Annotated in this window: 15 protein-coding genes; 4 read left to right on the forward strand and 11 right to left on the reverse strand. The window is 68.0% G+C overall.

What is annotated here, in order from left to right:
* Positions 1-79: 79 nt before the first annotated feature.
* The gene (locus tag WMK75_RS08190) at positions 80-1,516 is read right to left on the reverse strand and encodes a hypothetical protein (RefSeq protein WP_347267184.1); all 1,437 of its coding nucleotides are present in this window, start codon (positions 1,514-1,516) and stop codon (positions 80-82) included.
* Positions 1,517-1,623: 107 nt separating this feature from the next.
* Between WMK75_RS08190 and WMK75_RS08195 the strand changes: the two genes are divergently transcribed.
* Entirely contained in the window at positions 1,624-2,388 is a 765-nt protein-coding gene (locus WMK75_RS08195; RefSeq protein WP_347267185.1) for a WecB/TagA/CpsF family glycosyltransferase, read from the forward strand.
* 45 nt (positions 2,389-2,433) lie between these two features.
* On the opposite strand, the gene WMK75_RS08200 is transcribed toward WMK75_RS08195, so the two are convergent.
* The 7 genes from WMK75_RS08200 to WMK75_RS08230 all read right to left on the reverse strand — a co-directional run bounded on the left by WMK75_RS08200 (position 2,434) and on the right by WMK75_RS08230 (position 11,067).
* On the reverse strand, positions 2,434-4,038 hold the full coding sequence (locus WMK75_RS08200) for a calcium-binding protein (RefSeq protein WP_347267186.1): 1,605 nt from the start codon (positions 4,036-4,038) through the stop codon (positions 2,434-2,436).
* Positions 4,039-4,211: 173 nt separating this feature from the next.
* Positions 4,212-6,122, reverse strand: coding sequence for a Hint domain-containing protein (locus tag WMK75_RS08205; RefSeq protein ID WP_347267187.1), 1,911 nt, complete (start codon positions 6,120-6,122; stop codon positions 4,212-4,214).
* A 140-nt stretch (positions 6,123-6,262) separates the two neighbouring features.
* Positions 6,263-7,297 carry an ABC transporter ATP-binding protein gene (locus tag WMK75_RS08210; RefSeq protein ID WP_347267188.1) on the reverse strand — a complete coding sequence of 345 codons (1,035 nt, stop codon included), beginning with the start codon at positions 7,295-7,297 and terminating at the stop codon, positions 6,263-6,265.
* Positions 7,294-8,076, reverse strand: a complete 783-nt coding sequence (locus WMK75_RS08215) for an ABC transporter permease (protein WP_347267189.1) — start codon at positions 8,074-8,076, stop codon at positions 7,294-7,296. Before WMK75_RS08215 ends, WMK75_RS08210 begins: the two co-directional genes overlap by 4 nt.
* Complete coding sequence (locus WMK75_RS08220; RefSeq protein WP_347267190.1) at positions 8,073-8,921, reverse strand: ABC transporter permease subunit; 849 nt, start codon at positions 8,919-8,921, stop codon at positions 8,073-8,075. The genes WMK75_RS08215 and WMK75_RS08220 overlap by 4 nt, the downstream gene beginning before the upstream one ends.
* A gap of 58 nt (positions 8,922-8,979) precedes the next feature.
* A complete protein-coding gene (locus tag WMK75_RS08225; RefSeq protein WP_347267191.1) occupies positions 8,980-10,086 on the reverse strand; it encodes an ABC transporter substrate-binding protein in 1,107 nt (368 codons plus the stop codon).
* A 141-nt stretch (positions 10,087-10,227) separates the two neighbouring features.
* Positions 10,228-11,067, reverse strand: coding sequence for a fumarylacetoacetate hydrolase family protein (locus WMK75_RS08230; RefSeq protein WP_347267192.1), 840 nt, complete (start codon positions 11,065-11,067; stop codon positions 10,228-10,230).
* Between the two features lie 134 nt (positions 11,068-11,201).
* Between WMK75_RS08230 and mutS the strand changes: the two genes are divergently transcribed.
* Positions 11,202-13,832 carry a DNA mismatch repair protein MutS gene (mutS, locus tag WMK75_RS08235; RefSeq protein WP_347267193.1) on the forward strand — a complete coding sequence of 877 codons (2,631 nt, stop codon included), beginning with the start codon at positions 11,202-11,204 and terminating at the stop codon, positions 13,830-13,832.
* Positions 13,833-13,837: 5 nt separating this feature from the next.
* Here mutS and WMK75_RS08240 read toward each other — a convergent pair whose 3' ends face one another.
* From WMK75_RS08240 to WMK75_RS08250, 3 genes are all read right to left on the reverse strand, one after another.
* Positions 13,838-15,178, reverse strand: a complete 1,341-nt coding sequence (locus tag WMK75_RS08240; protein ID WP_347267194.1) for a glycosyltransferase family 61 protein — start codon at positions 15,176-15,178, stop codon at positions 13,838-13,840.
* Between the two features lie 116 nt (positions 15,179-15,294).
* The gene (locus WMK75_RS08245) at positions 15,295-17,214 is read right to left on the reverse strand and encodes a M10 family metallopeptidase (protein WP_347267195.1); all 1,920 of its coding nucleotides are present in this window, start codon (positions 17,212-17,214) and stop codon (positions 15,295-15,297) included.
* 21 nt (positions 17,215-17,235) lie between these two features.
* Entirely contained in the window at positions 17,236-17,625 is a 390-nt protein-coding gene (locus WMK75_RS08250) for a hypothetical protein (protein WP_347267196.1), read from the reverse strand.
* Positions 17,626-17,883: 258 nt separating this feature from the next.
* Here WMK75_RS08250 and WMK75_RS08255 point away from each other — a divergent pair, with 258 nt between their 5' ends.
* Positions 17,884-18,231, forward strand: coding sequence for an STAS domain-containing protein (locus tag WMK75_RS08255; protein ID WP_347267197.1), 348 nt, complete (start codon positions 17,884-17,886; stop codon positions 18,229-18,231).
* An 8-nt stretch (positions 18,232-18,239) separates the two neighbouring features.
* Positions 18,240-18,779 carry an ATP-binding protein gene (locus tag WMK75_RS08260; RefSeq protein WP_347267198.1) on the forward strand — a complete coding sequence of 180 codons (540 nt, stop codon included), beginning with the start codon at positions 18,240-18,242 and terminating at the stop codon, positions 18,777-18,779.
* Positions 18,780-19,137: the final 358 nt, after the last annotated feature.

The raw sequence follows: 19,137 nt of genomic DNA on the forward strand, positions 1-19,137 counted from the left end.
GGTAACGCCCCTGCGGGCCGTAATGGTTCAAACAACCGGAAGTGTATCCGGAATAGCGAATTCCGCGCCTGCAACCAACCTATAAAACCGTCTGGATGCCTGCCTTTTTAGGCAGAATCCGCGGGCGGACCGGCAGGGCCACCCCCAGATCCGCCCCCTGGTCCACACCCTGGCGCAGGCGATTGGCATTGCCCAGCAGCGCCCCCGCCGTCAGCCAGGTCAGCGGGGTCAGCGTGGCATTGGGGATCAGGTCCAGCAGGTTCATCGCCAGGATCAGCGACAGCGCGCCCAGAAACACCAGTTCGGGCTGCTGCTCGGGGCGGGGGTCGCGCGGCAGGGCGCGCAGCATGGCATAGATCGGCGTCAGCAGCAGCAAGAACAGCGCCACATAGCCAAAGATGCCGCTGGCGCCGATCACGATCACCCACATCCCGTCCGGCACCGAGGACAGAAGCCCGCTGTAGGGGTCGTAAAACAGCGACCGCCCCCAGCTGCCCCAGCCGAAGGCCGGCCGCTCCATCGCGCGTTCGAGCAGCATCTCCTCGTTCATCAGCCGGAACTCGAGCGAGCGGCCGCGCTCGGGCGAGATCGACATGGCAAGGTTGACGATGCCCTGCAGCGGCATCCACGAGGTGGTGCGCAGCGTCGGATAGGCGAAGGCCACGCTGCCAACCACCGCCGCCGCCAGCATCATCGTGCGCGGCCGCGTAAAGGCCACCAGCGGCGCCGCCATCATCGCCTGCATCAAGGCCCCCGCCGATTTGCACAGGAACACGATCACCCCAAGATAGACGGCGATCAGCAGGTTGCGCCGGGTCGGGTGGTTACGGGCGACGGCGATCGCCGCCAGAAAGGCGGTCATCGCCAGCAGCGCCACCCACAGCGGATGCTGCAGGAACACGATCGGGCGATAGCCGCCATAGCGCACGGTCTGGATGAAATCGTGCTGGAAAAACCCATAGACCCAGACGTGGATCTGCGGACTCATGCGCAACTCAACCAGCATGGGAATGGTATACCACAGCACCCCCAGAACCAGGGCGCGCAGCCACAGCTCGGCCCCGCGCGCGTTCCACAAGAGCTTGTAGCCCATCAGGAAGGGCAGCAGCTGAAAGAACTGCAGCATCAGGTTCGCCACCCCCTGGCTGATCGACATGGGCGGGCGATAGTTGACCCCGTCGATCAGCGGATCGGGATTGGTCAGCGCGGTCAGCAGCGGTGAAAGATAGCACATCGCCAGCAGCACCACGACCGGCCCGCCCATCGGCGGCGCCCTGGGCGCGTCGCGCTCGCGGTCGCGCATGAAAAACCAGACCATGAGCGCGGCCGAGATCGCCGGAATCACCGACTTGTCCAGGCCCGGGAACACCGGCAGGTCGATGGTCACCAGCATCGGCAGCAGCAGATAGCCCGCAAACAGCGACCAGATCAGCGCCCGCTGCCGGTCCAGGCGCGAGAACAGCAGCCCGACCACCACCGGCCAGGACAAGAGCATCATCAGGGCGAAAGCGGGCATGGCCCTGTCTCCTGGCGCCGCGGCACTGAATTCCATCGCCAAGGGCGTTGCATTCGCGCCGCCCCCGACCCATCCTGCCGCAAGTTCCGACCGGACCGAGGCACATCATGCATTTCAGCTTTCCCGACGGCAATGCCGTCAGGATCAATTGTCACGATTCCGCTGCGCTATTGGCCGCGGTGCGCCAGCGCCTGCAGGACGGGCAGGGTTTTGCCATCGCCACGCTGAATGTCGACCACCTGCAACGCCTGGGCGAGGATGGCGCCTTTCGCCGCGCCTATGGCGCGCATGACCTGGTCTGCGCCGACGGCAATCCCATCGTCTGGCTGTCGCGCATCGCGCGGCGGCCGGTGGCGCTGGCGCCGGGCTCGGACCTGGTGCTGCCGCTGGCGGCCGAGGCGGCGCACGCCGGCCAGGGCGTGGCGCTGATCGGCAGCAGCGAGGACTCGCTGGCGCTGGCGGCGCAAGAGATGCAGCGCCGCCTGCCGGGGCTGCGGATCGCGCTGACGGTCGCGCCGGGCTTTCCCTTCGACCCGATGGGCGCAGAAGCCGCGGACATCATCGCCCGCATCCGCGACTCGGGGGCAAGGCTGTGCTTTCTGGCGCTTGGCGCGCCGCGGCAGGAAATCTTTGCCATCCGGGCCCGCGACGCGCTGGGCGATGTGGGCTTTGCCTCGATCGGGGCCGGACTGGACTTTCTTTCGGGCCACCAGCGGCGCGCACCGCGACTGGTGCGGCGGATCAAGTTGGAATGGCTGTGGCGGATGCTGTCCAATCCGCGCCGGCTGCTTGCCCGCTATGCCAGGGGCTTTGCCATCCTGCCCGGCCACCTGCGCCAGGCCCTGGCGCTGCGCCACAAGGCGCAGGACTGAGGGCGCCCGCAACCCGCGGACGCCCGGCTGTCAAACCGGCGGCGATCAGCCCCAGTCGAAATCATTCACCGGCGCCGCGCCGGCGTCCGGCGCCAGATCCCGCGCCGCCTGGTCGTCATGCGTCGCGACCAGTTCGCGCAGTTCCCCGGTGGCGCCCGGCGACGCAGCGGTCCAGTTGAACTCGTCCGCCTCGGCGGCGGGCAGGGCGCGCGACGCAGGCGCGGCGGCAGCGGCGGGCTCGGCGGTCTCGGGCGCGGCCATGCGGCCGGCAGCCGCACCGGCGGCGGGGATGCCCAGCTTGATCAGCATGGCGCGGTCCATGATCCCGGCATCGACACCCTCCAGCACGATGCGCTCACCATTGGGGAAGGTCAGCACGGCATCGCCGTTCTGCGAAGTGACGCGGACATCGTTCACATCGACGCGATTGCCCTGGGCATCGTGCAGGGCGCTGACGTTCAGCGCGTCGCTGTGGCGGGTGATGCTGCCGCCGGCGCCGCGCGCGTCGCCCGCCTGGAAGGCCAGAATGCGGTCCGAGCCCGAGCCATCGCGGATGATCAGCACGTCGCGCTCGGCGTCGGGCTGGGCGTTGCGGCCCTCGAACACGCCGTCGCACATCGAGATGATGTCATTGCCCTGGCGGCCGTCGATGGTGTCGGCGCCGACACCGCCCTCGATCGTGTCATGGCCGCGGGTGGCGGTGATCATGTCGTCGCCCCAGCGGGTGTTGACATGCAGGCCCTTGCCATCGGCGCCGACCACGGCATTGCCGCCGGCGATGGTGTCCTTGCCCTCATGGGTCCAGAACTGCTCGAACTGGCTGAAGACCAGCGTGCCATTGCCCTGCGGAAAGCTGGCGCGGCCGGCGCTGGTCGAGGTGAAGACCACGGTGCCGCCGGTGCTGTTGTCGCCGCTGACCTTGGTCCAGACGTTCAGCAGGTCAAAGCCGTCGCCGCCCACCAGCGTGTCATGGCCGATGTTGCGGATCACCCCCATGCTGCCGTTGTTGCCCCAGCGCACATTGTCGTCGCCGGCGCCGGCATGGCCATAGTCATTGCCCTCGGAGGGCATCAGCAGGTCCAGCCCGCCCCCGCCATAGACGGTGTCATTGCCCGCGCCGGGGTCCAGCACGTCCGAGCCGCGGCTGCCGACGATGTAATCCCGGCCGGCGCCGGAATTGACCGTGATGCCATGCGTCGGCGTATGGCTGTCGCCCGAGCCGCGGCCGGGGTTCAGCACCGCATTCGAGGCGATAATGCGGTCGTTGCCCGCCCCGGTCTGCAGCCGCTCGATGCCGACGAAATTCAGCTGGTTGCCCCAGGCGTCATGGGCGGTGCCGTTCTCGGTGCTGGTGAAGCCGACGCGAAAGGCGCCGCTGCCGTTCAGCACCAGCCGGTCGCCGCCGCTGAGCGCGCTGTAGATGTTGGAATCGTAGCGCTCTTCGGTCGCGCCGCCCAGATAGACATCCAGCCGGCCGCGCGACAGCGGATCCTGATCCCAGACCAGGATGTCGGCACCGGCGCCGCCATCGACGCGATCGTTGCCGCGCCCGCCATTCAGCACGTCATTGCCAAGATGGCCGCCGATGGTGTCGGCGCCCGTCGTTCCGCGCAGGGTGTTGTTGCCCGCGCCTCCGTTGATTACGGCCATGTAGCCCTCTGTTCAGTTCCTGACAGTCCAGAACCGACGGGCACAACAAGCCGCTCCGCCCGAATCGATCTGATCGGCGCGGATTAGAGAGAAATGCATTTTGCAGCGTTACCTGCCCTTTCAGGCAGGAAACGGTGAGTTCAATCAGGTATTTTCGCGTTATGATTGTATTTTCAGCGTGACAGGGCCTTTCCGTTCCGCGCATGGCGCTGCGCGAGTTGACGCGCGCGGGCACCGGGAACAAACGGCCGCGCCGCCTCAGCCGGGTTGGAGCAGATCTCGGGGAACAGGCTGCGGATCTCGTCGCGGGCCGCCGCGCCAAGCGACTTCATCGCCTCATCGCCGGTGAACAGCGACTCGGTTTCGGCCCCGTTCGAGATGACGATCTCGTGGCGGTCGAACAGGATGTGGAAATAGGCGATCGCCTCGACATCGATCTGCTCGATACCGTTGATCGCCAACAGCTGCTTGGCCGCGATCAGCACCTCATCGCAGCCGAACATGCGCTGCGCGATGTACGAGCGCACCAGAACCCGGTGCTGCGGCGAGACCAGCAGATCCTGCGCCGGCCGGTTCGGGCCCAGCGCCCCGGCACGGATGCGGACCGGGCGCAGCCGGCGCGCCAGCGCCAGGTCGATCGCATCCAGATGCCGGCTGCCGATCCAGCGCACCGGCTGCAACCCATGATCGCGCGTGACCACAAGATCGCCGACCGCAAGTTGTTCAACCGCGATTTCGCCGCGATCCGTGCGGATCAACGTGCCCTGACAAAAGCAGGGGATGCCGATCTGGTTCAGCTTTTCGGGGGTCAGGTCCTCGGGGTCGACGTGATAGAACACCAGCGTCTCGCCATTGGGGAAGGTCAGCTGCGCATGCGTGCCCTGATTGTCGGTAAAGCTGCCGACGGTCACATCCGACAGCCGCAGCGGATTGCCGTCGGCGTCATGCAGGTTGCTGACATCCAGCCGGTCCGCCGGCACCGCATTGCCCCACTGATCCTGCCCCGCAGTGATCGAGAAGGCACGCACGGTATCCTGACCAAAGCCGTCGCGCAGCACCAGCGTGTCGACTTCGGTATCCTTTTCGGCCTCGCCGCCCCGGAACAGGTCCGAGGTCATCGAGACCCAGTCGTTGCCGGCGCCGGCGTCGATGGTGTCGGCGCCATAGCCGCCCTCGATCTCGTCGTTGCCATGGCTGCCGATGATCGAATCGTCGCCCCAGTTGGCATAGACCCGAAACCCGTTCACCCCCGCCCCCGAGGCGTCGATGGTGTCATTGCCGCCGCCGGTCAGCAGGTTCTGGAACTCCTGGTAATGCAGGACGCCCTGCCCTGCGGCCGTGACCGTACCGCTGTCGGAACTGTCCAGCACGACATGCGTGCCGCTGCCGTCGCTGGCATTCTGCCAGGCGTTCAGCGTGTTGTAGCCCGAGCCGCCGTAATAGTAATCCGTGCCGATCTGCCCGTCGTAATTGCCGTCGCCCCAGCGATAGCCGTCATTGCCGCCCTCGCCATAGAGCGTGTCATTGCCGGCGCCGCCCTCGGCGACATCGTTGCCGTCGCCGCCATGAAACAGGTCGTCGCCATCGCCCAGGCGGACGAAATCGGTGGCGGAACTGCCGATCACCGTGTCATTGCCGGCGCCGGTGTAAAGCCGCACTCCGACATCATCCTGTGTCACCGCCCCCGAGGCGTCGATGGAATCGCCGCCGGCGCCGAAAAAGCTCCGCTCTGTGCCGTCGAATTCCAGCGTATTGCCATGCGCGTCCGCAGCCGTGCCGGAACTGGCGCTGGTATAGGTGACGTTGAAACCGCCGTCGCCCAGGCTCAGCGTGTCGCCGCCGTTGTGAGAATAGGGGTTGGGGTCGAAATCCTCGCCGCCGGTGCCGCCGTGATAGACATCATGCCCGCCGCTGCTGCCGGCGTCCTGGTCCCAGTAGAGGATGTCGCGGCCCAGGCCGCCATCCAGCGTGTCGCTGCCCGCGGCGCCGTCCAGGCTGTCGTTGCCCTCAAGCCCCGAGATGGAATCGGCGCCCCCCGTCCCCAGCAGAGAATCGTCACCCGCAGTGCCAACAATCGTGGCCATCAATCGCCTCCCCAAAAAATCTTCACGCAAAAACTTGCAAAACTCCGCCCGGTCGGGCGGTCGAATCGGCAGATTCATGCCGATATAAGACCCTTCCGGGGGAAAGTTTCACCTGTTTTTTTCGTCAGGTGCCGTGCAATTCACTCCGGCAGCAGCAGCCAGCCGGCCGGCGTCACGGCCAGAAACACCCGGTCACCGCTGCGCGGCAGCGCGCTGCCCGGGGCGTTGAAGCGGTCGAGGACCACCTCCTGCCCGGCGACGCTGGCGCGCAGGCGCTGCACCGAACCGAGGAATTCGACCCCGATGATCTGGGCCGGGATGCCATGGGCGGCCAGCTGCAGGTTCTCGGGGCGGGCGGCCAGCGTCACCCGGCCCGGCGGCAGCGGCCGATCCAGGCGGATGTCGGCGCCGCCGATGCGGACATGGCCGGTGGCGGGGTCGACCACATCGGCCTCGAACCGGTTCAGCGTGCCGACGAAACCCGCGACAAAGCCGGTGGCCGGCCGGTTGTAGATCTGGCTTGGGCTGTCGGTCTGTTCGGCCACGCCGCGGTGCATGACCACCACCCGGTCCGAGATCGACAGCGCCTCCTCCTGGTCATGGGTGACGAAGATGGTGGTGATGCCCAGCTGCTGCTGGATCTCGCGGATCTGGTTGCGCAGCGAGACCCGGATCTTGGCGTCCAGCGCCGACAGCGGCTCGTCGAGCAGCAGCACCCGCGGCCGCGGCGCCAGGGCGCGGGCCAGCGCCACGCGCTGCTGCTGGCCGCCCGACAGCTGCCAGGGATAGCGCCCGCCCAGTTCCGGCAGGCCGATCAGCGCCAGCATCTCGGCCACGCGCGCGCCGCGATCGGCCCGCGCCACGCCGGCGACGCGCAGGCCAAAGCCCACGTTCTCGGCCACGGTCAGGTTGGGAAACAGCGCATAGGACTGAAAGACCATGCCGATCTGGCGCTGGTTCGGGCGCAGCCGCGTCACCTCCTGACCATCGATCAGGATGCGGCCGGTGCTGGGGGTCTCAAAGCCGGCGACCATGCGCAGCACCGTGGTCTTGCCGCAGCCCGAGGGCCCGAGAAACGAGATGAACTCGCCCTTTTCCACCTGCAGGTCGAAATCCTGCACGACCCGGGTGGCGCCGAAGGATTTCTGCAGATGGTCAAGGGTCAGAAAGCTCATGCCGTGGTCCTTCGCACGCCGAACAGGCGCGATGTCAGTTGCATCAGGCCCATGCAGCCCCAGGTCACGGCAAAGGCGATCACCGCCAGCGCCGCCGGTTCATAGGCACGGTTCGCACCCAGAAGCTGCATGTAGGGGCCAAAGGCGGGCCGGTTCAGCAGCGCCGCCATGGTGAATTCGCCGATGACGATGGCAAAGCTCAGGAACGCCCCCGACATCACCGCCGCCAGCACATTGGGCAGAATCAGCCCGGCGATGATGCGCGTCCAGCCGGCGCCCAGCGATTGCGCCGCCTCGGTCAGGCTTTTCACGTCGAGCGTGGAAAGCCCGGTGTCGACGGCGCGATACATATAGGGCAGCGCCAGCGTGGCATAGCCGCACAGCAGCAGGACATTCGTGCCCGTGGCGCTGCCGGTCAGCGGCAAAAGCGAACTGGTGTTGTAAAGCCGGATATAACCAAAGACCACGACGATGGCCGGGATCACCAGCGGCAGCAGGGTGATGAACTCGATCACCGGCTTCAAACGCGGCAGGCGCAGCCGCACCCAATAGGCGGTCGGCACCACCACCAGCACCCCCAGCACGATGGTCAGCAGCGCCATCACCACCGAATAGCTGAATGTGGCGCGGAAATTCGGATCCGCCAGCACCGAGCGATAGGCGTCCAGCGAATAGACCCCGCGCCGCATCCTGAGCGAGAATTCGATGGTGCCGATCAGCGGCAGCAGGAAATACAAGCCCCCCGCCAGCAGCGCCGCCCAGGCCCAGAGCCGTTTCATCGCATCCACCTCTCGGCGCGGGCGCGCATGATGACATAGGCCAGATTGGCCAGGCCGGTGATGACGATCATGCCGAAGGCCATGGCATAGCCCAGATGCGGGTCCTGCAGCACATCGCCTCGGATCTGCGCGAACAGCATGATCGGCACGATCGACAGCGTGGATCCCGTCAGCGCATAGGCCGTGGCCACCGCGCCAAAGCTGTTGGCAAACAGCAACGCGAATGTGCCCAGCAGCGACGGCATCAGGATCGGCAGCGCCACCATGCGCCAGTATTGCGCGCTCGAGGCGCCCAGCACCTCGGCAGCCTCGCGCCATTCGCGCCTGAGCCCGTCCAGCGCCGGGGTGATGATCAGGATCATCAGCGGGATCTGGAAGAACAGATAGGTCAGCGCCAGCCCCCAGAACGACAGCAGGTTGAAGCCCATCGCATAGATGTTGATGCCGAACCATTGGCGCAGCAGCAGCGTGACCAGCCCGACCCGCCCCAGCGTGGCGATGAAGGCGAAGGCCAGCGGCACCCCGGCAAAATTCGAGGCCACGCCGGAGAATGTGATCAGCGGCGCGCGCACCCAGCCAGGCAGCCCGCCCATGACCACCGCCCAGGCCATGGCAAAGCCGATCAGGCAGCCCAGCACCGCCGTCGCCAGCGAGACCTTGATCGAGATGATGAAACTGTCGACGATCCGCGGCGAGGCCAGCCCGGCCAGATTGGCCAGGGTGAACTCGCCCGCGGGGTTGCGAAAGGCGCCGATGACGATGTTCATCGTCGGCAGCACCAGAAACAGGGCCGCAAAGGCGAAAAAGGGCAGGACGCCCAGCCAGTTCCAGCCGATCTGTCGCATGTGAGGTCCCGTCCCCGTCAGGCCCGGCCCCGCGACGATGCCGCGGGGCCGCTGCTGCCTATTCCTTGACCGCGGCGCCTACGACCTTGTCCCAGCCCTCGGTCACCACCTTCTTGTTGGCCTCCTGCTGTTCGAGCGTCGGGAAGATCGCCTTTTCATAGGCGGCCGCCGGCGGCAGCGCGTCCAGCAGATCCTGCGGGATCTTGCCGGCCTTGGCCAGGTCGTTGAAGCGGATCGGGTGGCAATAGCCCTTGAGCCAGGTCAGCTGCCCCTCGTCCGAGTAAAGATATTCCATCCACAGTTTCGCGGCATTGGGATGGGGCGCGAAGGCCGAGATCGCCTGCACATAGACGCCCGCGACCACGCCATCCTCGGGGATGATGACCTCGACCGGGGGGTTGCCGTTCAGCCCGTCGCGCCACGACAGCAGATTGTAGTCCCAGGCGGTGACGATCGGCGTCGCGCCCTGGGCGATGGTCGCCGACTTGCCGATCACCGGCACGAAATTGCCGGCCTTGTTGATCTCGGCCATCAGCTCCATGCCCTTTTGCCCCGATGCCTCGCCCGGCTCGCCGCCATTCGCGATGCCCGCCGCCATCACCGACAGGATCGCCTGCGCCGAGGCGCGCGGATCGCCGGCCAGCGCAAAGGCATTGGCATATTCGGGCTTGGTCAGGTCCTTCCAGGTCTTGGGCGCGGCATCGACCAGATCGGTGTTCACGCCAAAGGCCATGACCCCGTAATAGTCGCCATACCAATGGCCGTCGGCGTCCTTGGTGGCGTCGGGAATGCTGTCCCAGGTGGCGACCTTGTAGGGCTGGATCAGCCCCTCGGTCTTGGCCTGCGGGCCAAAGGACAGGCCCACGTCGATCACGTCGGGCGCCTGCGGGCCCTTGTTGTCCTTGTTGGCGCGGATCGCCTCGAGTTCGTCGGCGGAACCGGCATCGGGGTTCAGCTCATTGACCTTGATTTCCGGGTATTTCTTCTTGAAGCCCTCGATGATGCCGCCGTAATTGCACCAGTCATGCGGCAGCGCGATGGTGGTCAGCATGCCTTCGGCCTTGGCAGCCGCTTCCAGCGCCGCCAGATCCTGCGCCGTCGCCGCCCCCGAACCCGCCAGCGCGATCAGGGCGGCCACACCCGCCGCAGTCTTGTGAATCGTCATGTCGTCAACTCCGTTCCAGAACGCGCCAGATTGGCGGTTGGCTGCAACCTGTCAGCCCCGGGTGACATTGTTGCGACAGCGGCCGTCGCAAGGCAAAGGTTTTTTTCAAACCTGTCTAAAGGGATAGCAGGCAAACCCGGGTCAGGGCAGCAGGGTTGCGCCGACCTTCATCGCCTTGCCGCCGATGCGGTAATCGGCCTCGATGCGCTGGCCGGGCAGTGCCGGATGCATGCCGCCCAGCGAGCCCAGCGAGATCACCGAGCCGGGCTTCAGGTCGTAGTTTCCCTGGCGCACCAGCCACAGCACCACGTCCAGCGGATGCCCCAGCAGCATCTCGCCGCTGCCGCTGTCGATGCTTTTGCCGTCCAGGCGCAGATCGACGCTCAGCGCCGCCAGATCGGCGACGGGATCGGTCAGATCGGCGATGGCGATGCCGCGGCCCAACACGCCGCGCCAGGGCGTGGCGCCATAGGCGGCGATCAGCGGCGCCGTGGGCCTGACCCCCTCGCGCAGGGCGATGTCGGGCAGTTCGATGAAGGGCCGCACATCCTTCAGCGCCGCCGCCACCTCCTCGCGCGTGCGCGCCTGCATGATGGCGCCGTCGCCGACGGTCACCGCCAGATCCGCCTCGAAGAACGGCGCGCGGCTGCCCTTCAGGCTCAGCCTCGTGCCGTCCGGGACCAGCATGGGCGCGAACAGCGCCCCCGAAACCGGCTGGTCGGTGCCAAAGCGCTGCTGCATCTGCGGCGAGGTCAGGCCGACCTTGACCCCGACCGGCGGCCCCATCTCGGATTGCAGCACGCCGCGGAAGGCGGCATAGGCGCAGGCGCCGTCGGCCATGCTGCGCACCAGAGGATCGGGCAGGCGCTGGCCGGCGATCCAGCCGCGCGCCGCGTTCTGCATCAATGACACGTCCGGACAGGCCGCCTGGGCCGCGCCGGCCAGCGTCAGGGCCGCGATCGTCGCGATCAGGGGTTTCATGGGAATGCCTCGCGCCATGACTTTGCCCGACGATGCCGCATGCCGGCGCGGCTGTCACCGCAAAACTGCCGCGGCTGTTTGCATCGCGCCCCACATCCCCTAGAAGATCGGCACCGCAGGCGACAGGGCAGGACATGAGCGAGCAACCGACCCCGATGATGGCGCAGTACCTGGCGATCCGCGAGGCCAATCCCGGGGCGCTGCTGTTCTATCGCATGGGCGATTTCTACGAGATGTTCTTTGACGACGCCGTGGCCGCAGCCGCGGCGCTGGACATTGCGCTGACCAAGCGCGGCACGCATATGGGCCAGCCGATCCCGATGTGCGGCGTGCCGGTGCAGGCGTCGGAAAGCTATCTGCTGGCGCTGATCCGCAAGGGCTTTCGCGTCGCCATCGCCGAGCAGATGGAGGACCCGGCCGAGGCGCGAAAGCGCGGCGCAAAATCCGTCGTCGCCCGCGAGGTGGTACGCCTCGTCACCCCCGGCACGCTGACCGAGGAATCGCTGCTCGAGGCGCGGCGGCACAATTTCCTCGCCAGCTTTGCCAGCCTGCGCGACGAATCCGCCCTGGCCTGGGTGGACATCTCGACCGGCGAGTTCCGCGTCATGCCCTGTTCGGCGGCGCGGCTGGCGCCGGAACTGGCCCGCCACGCCCCGCGCGAGCTGCTGGTCCCCGAAGGCACGCGCCTGGCCGAACTGGCGGCCGAGGCCGGCTGCGCCCTGACCGAACTGCCCGCCGGCAGTTTCGACAGCAATGCCGCGATCCGCCGGCTGTGTGCGCTGTTCGGCGTCGAGACGCTGGACGGCTTTGGCCAGTTCCCGCGCGCCGAACTGGCGGCAATGGGGGCGATCGCCGATTATCTGGCGCTGACGCAGAAGGGCCGCATGCCCCTGCTGCGCGCGCCGGCGCGCGAATCCCCGGGCGGCGCCATGCAGATCGACGCGGCGACGCGGCGCAACCTGGAACTGACCCAGGCGCTGTCGGGCGGGCGCGAGGGCAGCCTGCTGGCCGCCATCGACCGCACGGTGACGGCAGGCGGCGCGCGGCTGCTGGAACGGCGCATCGGCGCCCCCTCGCGCGATCTGGCCCAGATCCACGCCCGGCAGGCGGCAGTGGCGCATCTGGCGGATGCGCCGCGCCTTGCCGCCGATCTGCGCGAGGCGCTGGCGCGCGTGCCCGACATGGACCGGGCGCTGTCGCGGCTGGCGCTGGATCGCGGCGGGCCGCGCGATCTGGCGGCGATCCGCGCCGGGCTGGCACAGGGCGCCGCCATCGCCCTGCGCCTGTCGGGGACCGAGCCCGCCGTGCTGGCCGGGGCGGCGCGCGACCTGACCGGACACGAGGCGCTGACCCGTCTGCTTGACGATGCGCTGGTGGCCGAGCCGCCCTTGCTGGCGCGCGACGGCGGCTTTGTCGCCGCGGGCCATGACGCGGAACTGGACGAGACGCGGCGGCTGCGCGACGAGGGCCGCGGCGTCATCGCCGCCATGCAGGCGGAATTCATCACCCAGACCGGCATTCCCAGCCTGAAGATCAAGCACAACAACGTGCTGGGCTATTTCATCGAGACCACCTCGACCCATGCCGAACGCATGCTGGCGCCGCCGCTGAACGCGCGCTTCATCCACCGCCAGACCACGGCAAACCAGATCCGCTTTACCACGGTCGAGCTGTCGGAACTGGAAACGCGGATCCTGAACGCCCGCGACCGCGCGCTGGAGATCGAGCGGGCGATCTTTGCCAGCCTTGCCCGCGCGGTGCTGGATCGCGCCGGCGCCATCGGCCTGGCGGCGCGCGCCCTGGCCGAGATCGACCTCAGCGCCGCCTTCGCCGATCTTGCCGGCGGCGAGGGCTGGGTGCGCCCGCAGGTGGACGCGAGCCGCGCCTTCGTGATCGAGGCCGGGCGCCATCCGGTGGTCGAACGCGCGCTCAGGCGCAAGGGCGAGGCCTTTGTCGCCAATGACTGCGCCCTGACCCAGGGCGCGACGCCGGCGATCTGGCTGCTGACCGGGCCGAACATGGCCGGGAAATCCACCTTCCTGCGCCAGAACGCGCTGATCGCCATCCTGGCCCAGGCCGGGGCCTTTGTTCCGGCGCGCGCCGCCCATGTCGGGCTGGTCAGCCAGCTGTTCAGCCGCGTGGGCGCGGCCGACGATCTGGCGCGCGGCCGCTCGACCTTCATGGTCGAGATGGTGGAAACCGCGGCGATCCTCAACCAGGCCGACGACCACGCACTGGTGATCCTTGACGAGATCGGCCGCGGCACCGCCACCTGGGACGGGCTGTCCATCGCCTGGGCGGTGATGGAGCATCTGCACGCAAAGAACCGCTGCCGGGCGCTGTTTGCCACCCATTACCACGAGATGACGGCGCTTTCCGCCCGCCTGGAGGGGGTCGAGAACGCCACCGTCGCCGTGCGCGAATGGGAAGGCGAGGTGATCTTTCTGCATGAGGTCCGAAAGGGCGCCGCCGACCGCAGCTATGGCGTGCAGGTGGCCCGGCTGGCCGGGCTGCCCGCCGCCGTGGTCGAGCGCGCCCGCGACATCCTGCACCAGCTGGAAAGCGGCGAGCGCAGCGGCGCCGGCCGGCCCACGGCGGCGCTGGACGAGCTGCCGCTGTTTCGCAGCCAGCCCGCGCCCGCGCCGCGGCCCGCGCCCTCAGCGGTCGAGGAACGCCTGCGCGGGCTGAATCCCGACACGATCAGCGCCCGCGAGGCGCTGGATCTGGTCTATGAACTCAGCGCGATGCTGGCGGCGCCGGACTAGGGCGATCAGGCCACGGCCAGCGCCGCGTCCACCAGCGACAGGATGCGGTGGGTGGCGCGCTGGCCGATATGCACGCCCAGCAGCCCGGCCGAGATCGGCGGCACCGCGCCGGGGGCCACGCGGGAAATATCGGCGAACACCGTGTCATAGCAGCAGCCCGAGACATGGGCGCAGGGCAGGAAATCTCCCCAGCGATACCGCTGCGTCTGGCGGGTGCCGATCTCGATCACCAGCGCGCCGGGCCGGGCATAGACCATGTTCGCAAGCCCGGCGCCATGCGGCGCGATGACGATCTCGGCCGCCTGCATCTGGGCGATCGGCTCAAGCGGCGACAGATGCTCGAAGGCGACGCGGGCAAAGCCGCGCGCGTCCAGCCCGGCCAGCAGCGCCTCATGCCCGGTGACGCCGCGCGCCCGCGCCGCCCCGGCCTCGTCGCGCCCCATCCAGACCAGGCGCGGCATCTGCGCCACCATGCGCGCCGGAACCTGCCGCAACGCATGTTCGCGCAAAAGCCGCAGGCTGGAGCCGAATGACGCCATCGCCACCGCCTTGCGCTGGTTGCCCGCTGGGCGCAGCGCCGCCCAACGCGGGTCGGTGCCGGCCGCACCGACGATCTCGGCCACGCGTGCGTCCTCGACCTGATAGAGATAATGCTGGTGGTGATAGACCGAGCGCACGCGGTCATAGCGCGTGCCCGCGCTGACCAGTTCCAGCCGATCGGCAAGCGCGGGGAACACCGCGCCGACAAAGCCCCGGACAAAGGCCCGCGCCTCGCCGCCGGGCAGGTGCAGCCGGATCGGCTGGCCGCTGTCATCGGCGGCGAAATGCGCCAGACTGCCCAGGGTCTCGGTGGTGAAGTGATAGTAGTTGAAGCCGTTCTTCAGCTCGATCGCCACCGGCATGTCCGTGGCCGGTCCCTGCCATACCGGCAGCGGCACCTCGGCCCTTTGCCGCATGCGGTGGAAGGCATGCGTCAGCCGGCTCTGGCGCCAGTCGGCGGCATTCTCGGCGTCAAAGCGCTGCCGCATGCGGCTGCCGGCGGCGCCGTTCAGCCAGATCCGGCCGTCGATCATGGCGAAAGAGTTGCGAAACTGCGCGTTTCGCAGCACCACGGGCGCCGAGCCGATCTCCATGACCGTGGTCAGCAGGCGGCGTTGCTGACCTTCGACACCGGCCTGCTGCGCCGCGCGCAGCGTCTCGTCGTCGCTTTCGGCGAACAGGCGGACGCGGGCACCCCTGGCCGGGCGCAGCACCCAGCCGGGGCGCGGCGGCAGATAGCTTAGTCCGGGGTGCACGCCCGGCATGTGAAACACGCTCAGCGGCGGACGCGCCAGATCAAGCGGCATCGGGGGGCCTTTCGGTCGTTCCATCGGCGCAGGTGGCAAAACATGCCGCCGGCCCGCGCCTTGCGGCCGCGCTTGTGTCACGATTTGCGCCGCCGCGTCCAGACCTGCCCGCCGCGTCAGATGATCACAAGATCGTCCTGCAGCGCCGCGATATTGGTAAAACCCGCCAGCGTCAGGCTGTGGCCATTGGCAAAGCTCAGCACCGTGCTGCCGCCCTGCAGCTCGGCACCCTGCAACACCTGTGCCACGCTGCGACTTCCGCCACCCCAAAGCGCATCATCGATGCGCAGCGTGTCCACATTGTCGCGAAAATCCAGCACCACGTCGCGGCCGGAGCGGAACACGAAGACATCCGCGCCGCCGCCGCCGTAAAGCGTGTCATTGCCGCCATAGCCGTTCAGGATATTGGCATGGGCATTGCCGGTCAGCCGGTTCGCCAGCCCGTTGCCGGACCCATGCTGCACCGCATTCGAGACCAGCACCAGGTTCTCGAGATTGGCGCCCAGCGCCAGCGAGGCATAGGATTTCACCGTGTCGACGCCGCCGCCGGCCGCCTCGACGATCTGATCCTGGCCGTCGGTCACATAGGTGTCGTTGCCCGCCCCGCCCTCCATGCGGTCACGGCCGGCGGCTCCGTAAAGCAGGTCGTTGCCGGCGTAGCCGCGCAATGTGTCGTTGCCCAGCCCGGTGGAGAGCAGGTTGTTGGCGGAATTGCCGGTGACCAGATCGTTGCCGCGCCCGCTGAGCACCTGTTCGATCACCGTACCGAAGGCGATGGAGATATTGCCGACCAGCCCATAGGCGCTGGAGTGGCGGCCCGGCACCAGGGTGATCACCTGGTCATGGCTGTCCCGGCTGAGGTCCAGCAGGTCGATGCCGCCCTGATCGAAGACGGTGAAGGCGATGTCGTCGCGCGTCTCGACATTGCGCAGCACCCCGGCGATCGCAGCGTAGCTTGCGCCGGCATTGGTGGTCTCGCCATAGGTGTTGTTGCCGGTGCGCAGGGATGTCGGCCCGTAAAGCGTGCGCATCGCCAGGATGTCGGCGATCATCGGTGAGGCGATGAAGGCCTCGCTGGCATTGACCGAGGTGTTCTGCTCCTGGCTGAAATAGGACATCACCGTGGCCTGCCAGCTGTCGTTCAGATAGAGGTTGTCCTGGCCGTAGGTGGCCAGGCCATTGTAATTGCCGGCATGGCCCAGGCCCAGGGCATGGCCGATCTCGTGGATATAGGTCTGATAGGCGTAGCTGTTGAAGCCTGCGCCGTCGGCCAGCCAGTCCAGCCCGACATTCACCTGCGAACTGACGATATGGGCGCCGCTGATCGTCGAGGTCGAATAGGCGCCGCTGTCGACATCGTCGAACGAAACATGCACCGGCGCCGAGGCCGCGGGGGCGAGGTCGAAGCGCAGCCCGGTCGCCGCCTCCCAGGCGGCCAGCGCCATGGCGGCAAGCTGGCGGCCCTCGGCGGTCAGCCCCGAGAGGTCGACGTTCAGCACATCCCCCGGCCCGGCGTCGAAGGCGCGCCGCTCGCGCCCTGAATCCTGCCAGTAGCCATCGGTCAGCTGCGCCGCGATCTGGGGCATGGTGAAATTGCGCAGCGGCGCACGGCTGGCCAGAGTCAGGCTGTAATCTCCGGCATAGTAATCGGCATAGCTGCCGGCCTCGAGGTAATAGGTGGCCGGCTGCGTCACCGTCAGGGTGATGCGCGAATTGCGGCTGCTGCCGTCGTCGTCATTGTAAAGCAGCGTGGCGCCATTGGCATCCAGCACACGCAGATAGGGATCGGCGACGCCGGCGCTGCCGCGCGATTTCAGCGCGACGACATAGGTGCCCGGCTGCAGATCGACCCGCAGCCAGTCGGCGTCACCGGCACGCGACAGCTTGCCGTCGAACTGGTCGCCGACGCCGATGCTGTAGCCGGTGCCGGTGCCGGCCGGCGCATCCGCTCCCTCGCGGCGAAGCGCGCGCTCGGCACCGCCCGAGGGCATCGCCTCGCGCAGCGGCGCGCTGAAACCAGAAAAGGCAAGGGTCATGGGCAATCCTTTCCGATCTATCTATCTGTCCGGGGCGGCAATGCCGGCCTGCTGCAGCAGGAAGCCGGCAAATGCCCTGATGCGCGCCCGGGGGATGCTCGGGCGATCCATGACCGAAAGTTCGGCCAGCTCGCCCTCGCGGCGGCCCTGGCGGTCCTCGACCGTCAGCCGCGCGATCAGGGTGTCGGGCCGCGGGCTATGCGCCGCAAGTGCAATGCGCAGCCCGGCATCGCCGCCGGCCGGCTGATAGCCCGCGCGGCGCAGCGCCTCGGTCAGGTCCTCACACAGCTGCGCGACCTGGGGGCCGGCATCTGCCGGGCAATGCAGGGCGACGCTTGCTGCGCTGGGCCATGCCGGCCCGGTCATGGGACAGGCGACAAGCAGGGCTGCGGCAAGATGTCGTCTGTGCATCGGTGCATCTCATGCCCGTAACTGCGGCTCGGGAATCAAGCTTGCCCCGCTTCTGCGGCCAGTTCAACGTGGCAGGCGCGGCGCAAACGGGCCCTGTCGCGCCCCCGGCCAGCCCCACCTGGCAAGATCGCGGGCATTTGTGACAAATCATCGCGAAAAAGCCGCCGCCGGGGCCGGTTCCGGCGACGATTCGCTTACCTTTCGGCAAGATTCTCCGGCTAGAAATAATTCACGGGAACAGGAATGGCGGAACCGGAAATGCAACTGACCTTGCTGCCTGAACAGGACGGCGTGACGATCCGCGTCGAAGAACGGCGCATCGATGCCGCCATCGCCACGGCCTTCAAGGACCGCGTGCGCAGCATGATCGGCAATGCCGGGACGCAGGTCACGCTGGACCTTCGCGGGGTCGAGTTCATGGACAGTTCCGGCCTTGGCGCGATCATCGCCATCTTCAAGGCCATGCCCGGCGACCGGCGCCTGGCGCTGACCGGGCTGACCCCCAATGTCGAACGGGTGTTCAAGCTGACGCGCATGGACACGGTGCTGACCATCCTGCCGGCCAGCGACGCCCCCGCCGATCCGGCGCTGCGGCCAGGGGGCTAGGCATCGCCATGGGTCAGGCCAGATACCGGCTGCGCCAGCCCCCGCCGACGCGACAACCGATGCTGCACCGCATCTTTCGCGCCGATCCGCTGACCGTGCGCGAGGCGCTGGTCTCGCTGCGTCAGCGCTTTGACGGCAGCGCCGGCGACGAGGCGATCGGCCGGCTGGAACTGGCGCTGGCCGAGGTTCTGAACAACATCTGCGAACATGGCGCGCCGGACGGGATGTCGCCCCCCTGCGGCCAGGCGCATGCGCCCATGATCCACCTCTGCGTCGCGCGCCATGTCGGCGGCATCGCCTGCGCCATCACCGATGACGGCAGGCCACTGCCGCCCGACTGCCTCGGGCCGCGCACCCTGCCCTGGTGCGACGGCCCACCCGCGACCTCCGAGGCGATGCTGCGCCTGCCCGAAGGTGGCTACGGCTGGTATCTGATCCAGGACCTGACCACCTCGCTCAGCTATTTCCGCGAGGGGCGGCGCAACTTCCTGGGCTTCATCGTCCCGGTGGCCGAGCCGATGCAGGGCGCCGCCGCCCCCGCCGGCTGAACCGCCGTCACCCGTCAGCGCGGTTGGCCCTGCGGCCTGCCAGGCCGACAGGCGACAAGGCGCCCGCACCAGCCGATCGGGCGGACCGAAGCTGGCGGGCAAAACAGATCCCGGGCGCGGGCCGCGAACGCTTTCTGCCCGCGGGCCGGTGACATGGCCCGCACGCTGCGGCGCATGACCAACCCCGGGCAGACCAGGGTCACGTCCGTCAAGGTGGTGTAAATTCCTGGATTGCCTGAGGGCATGATCAGGCGGCTTTCGTGGTTATGCTGAGGATGGGGTCGATCTCCTCCTTGTCGATCTCGGCGAAGGCCTCGACCATCATGTAGCGGCTCGATGTCTGCCATTCGTCGTTTTG

The organism is Paracoccus sp. (in: a-proteobacteria), from assembly GCF_039808215.1.
Classification (GTDB): domain Bacteria; phylum Pseudomonadota; class Alphaproteobacteria; order Rhodobacterales; family Rhodobacteraceae; genus Paracoccus.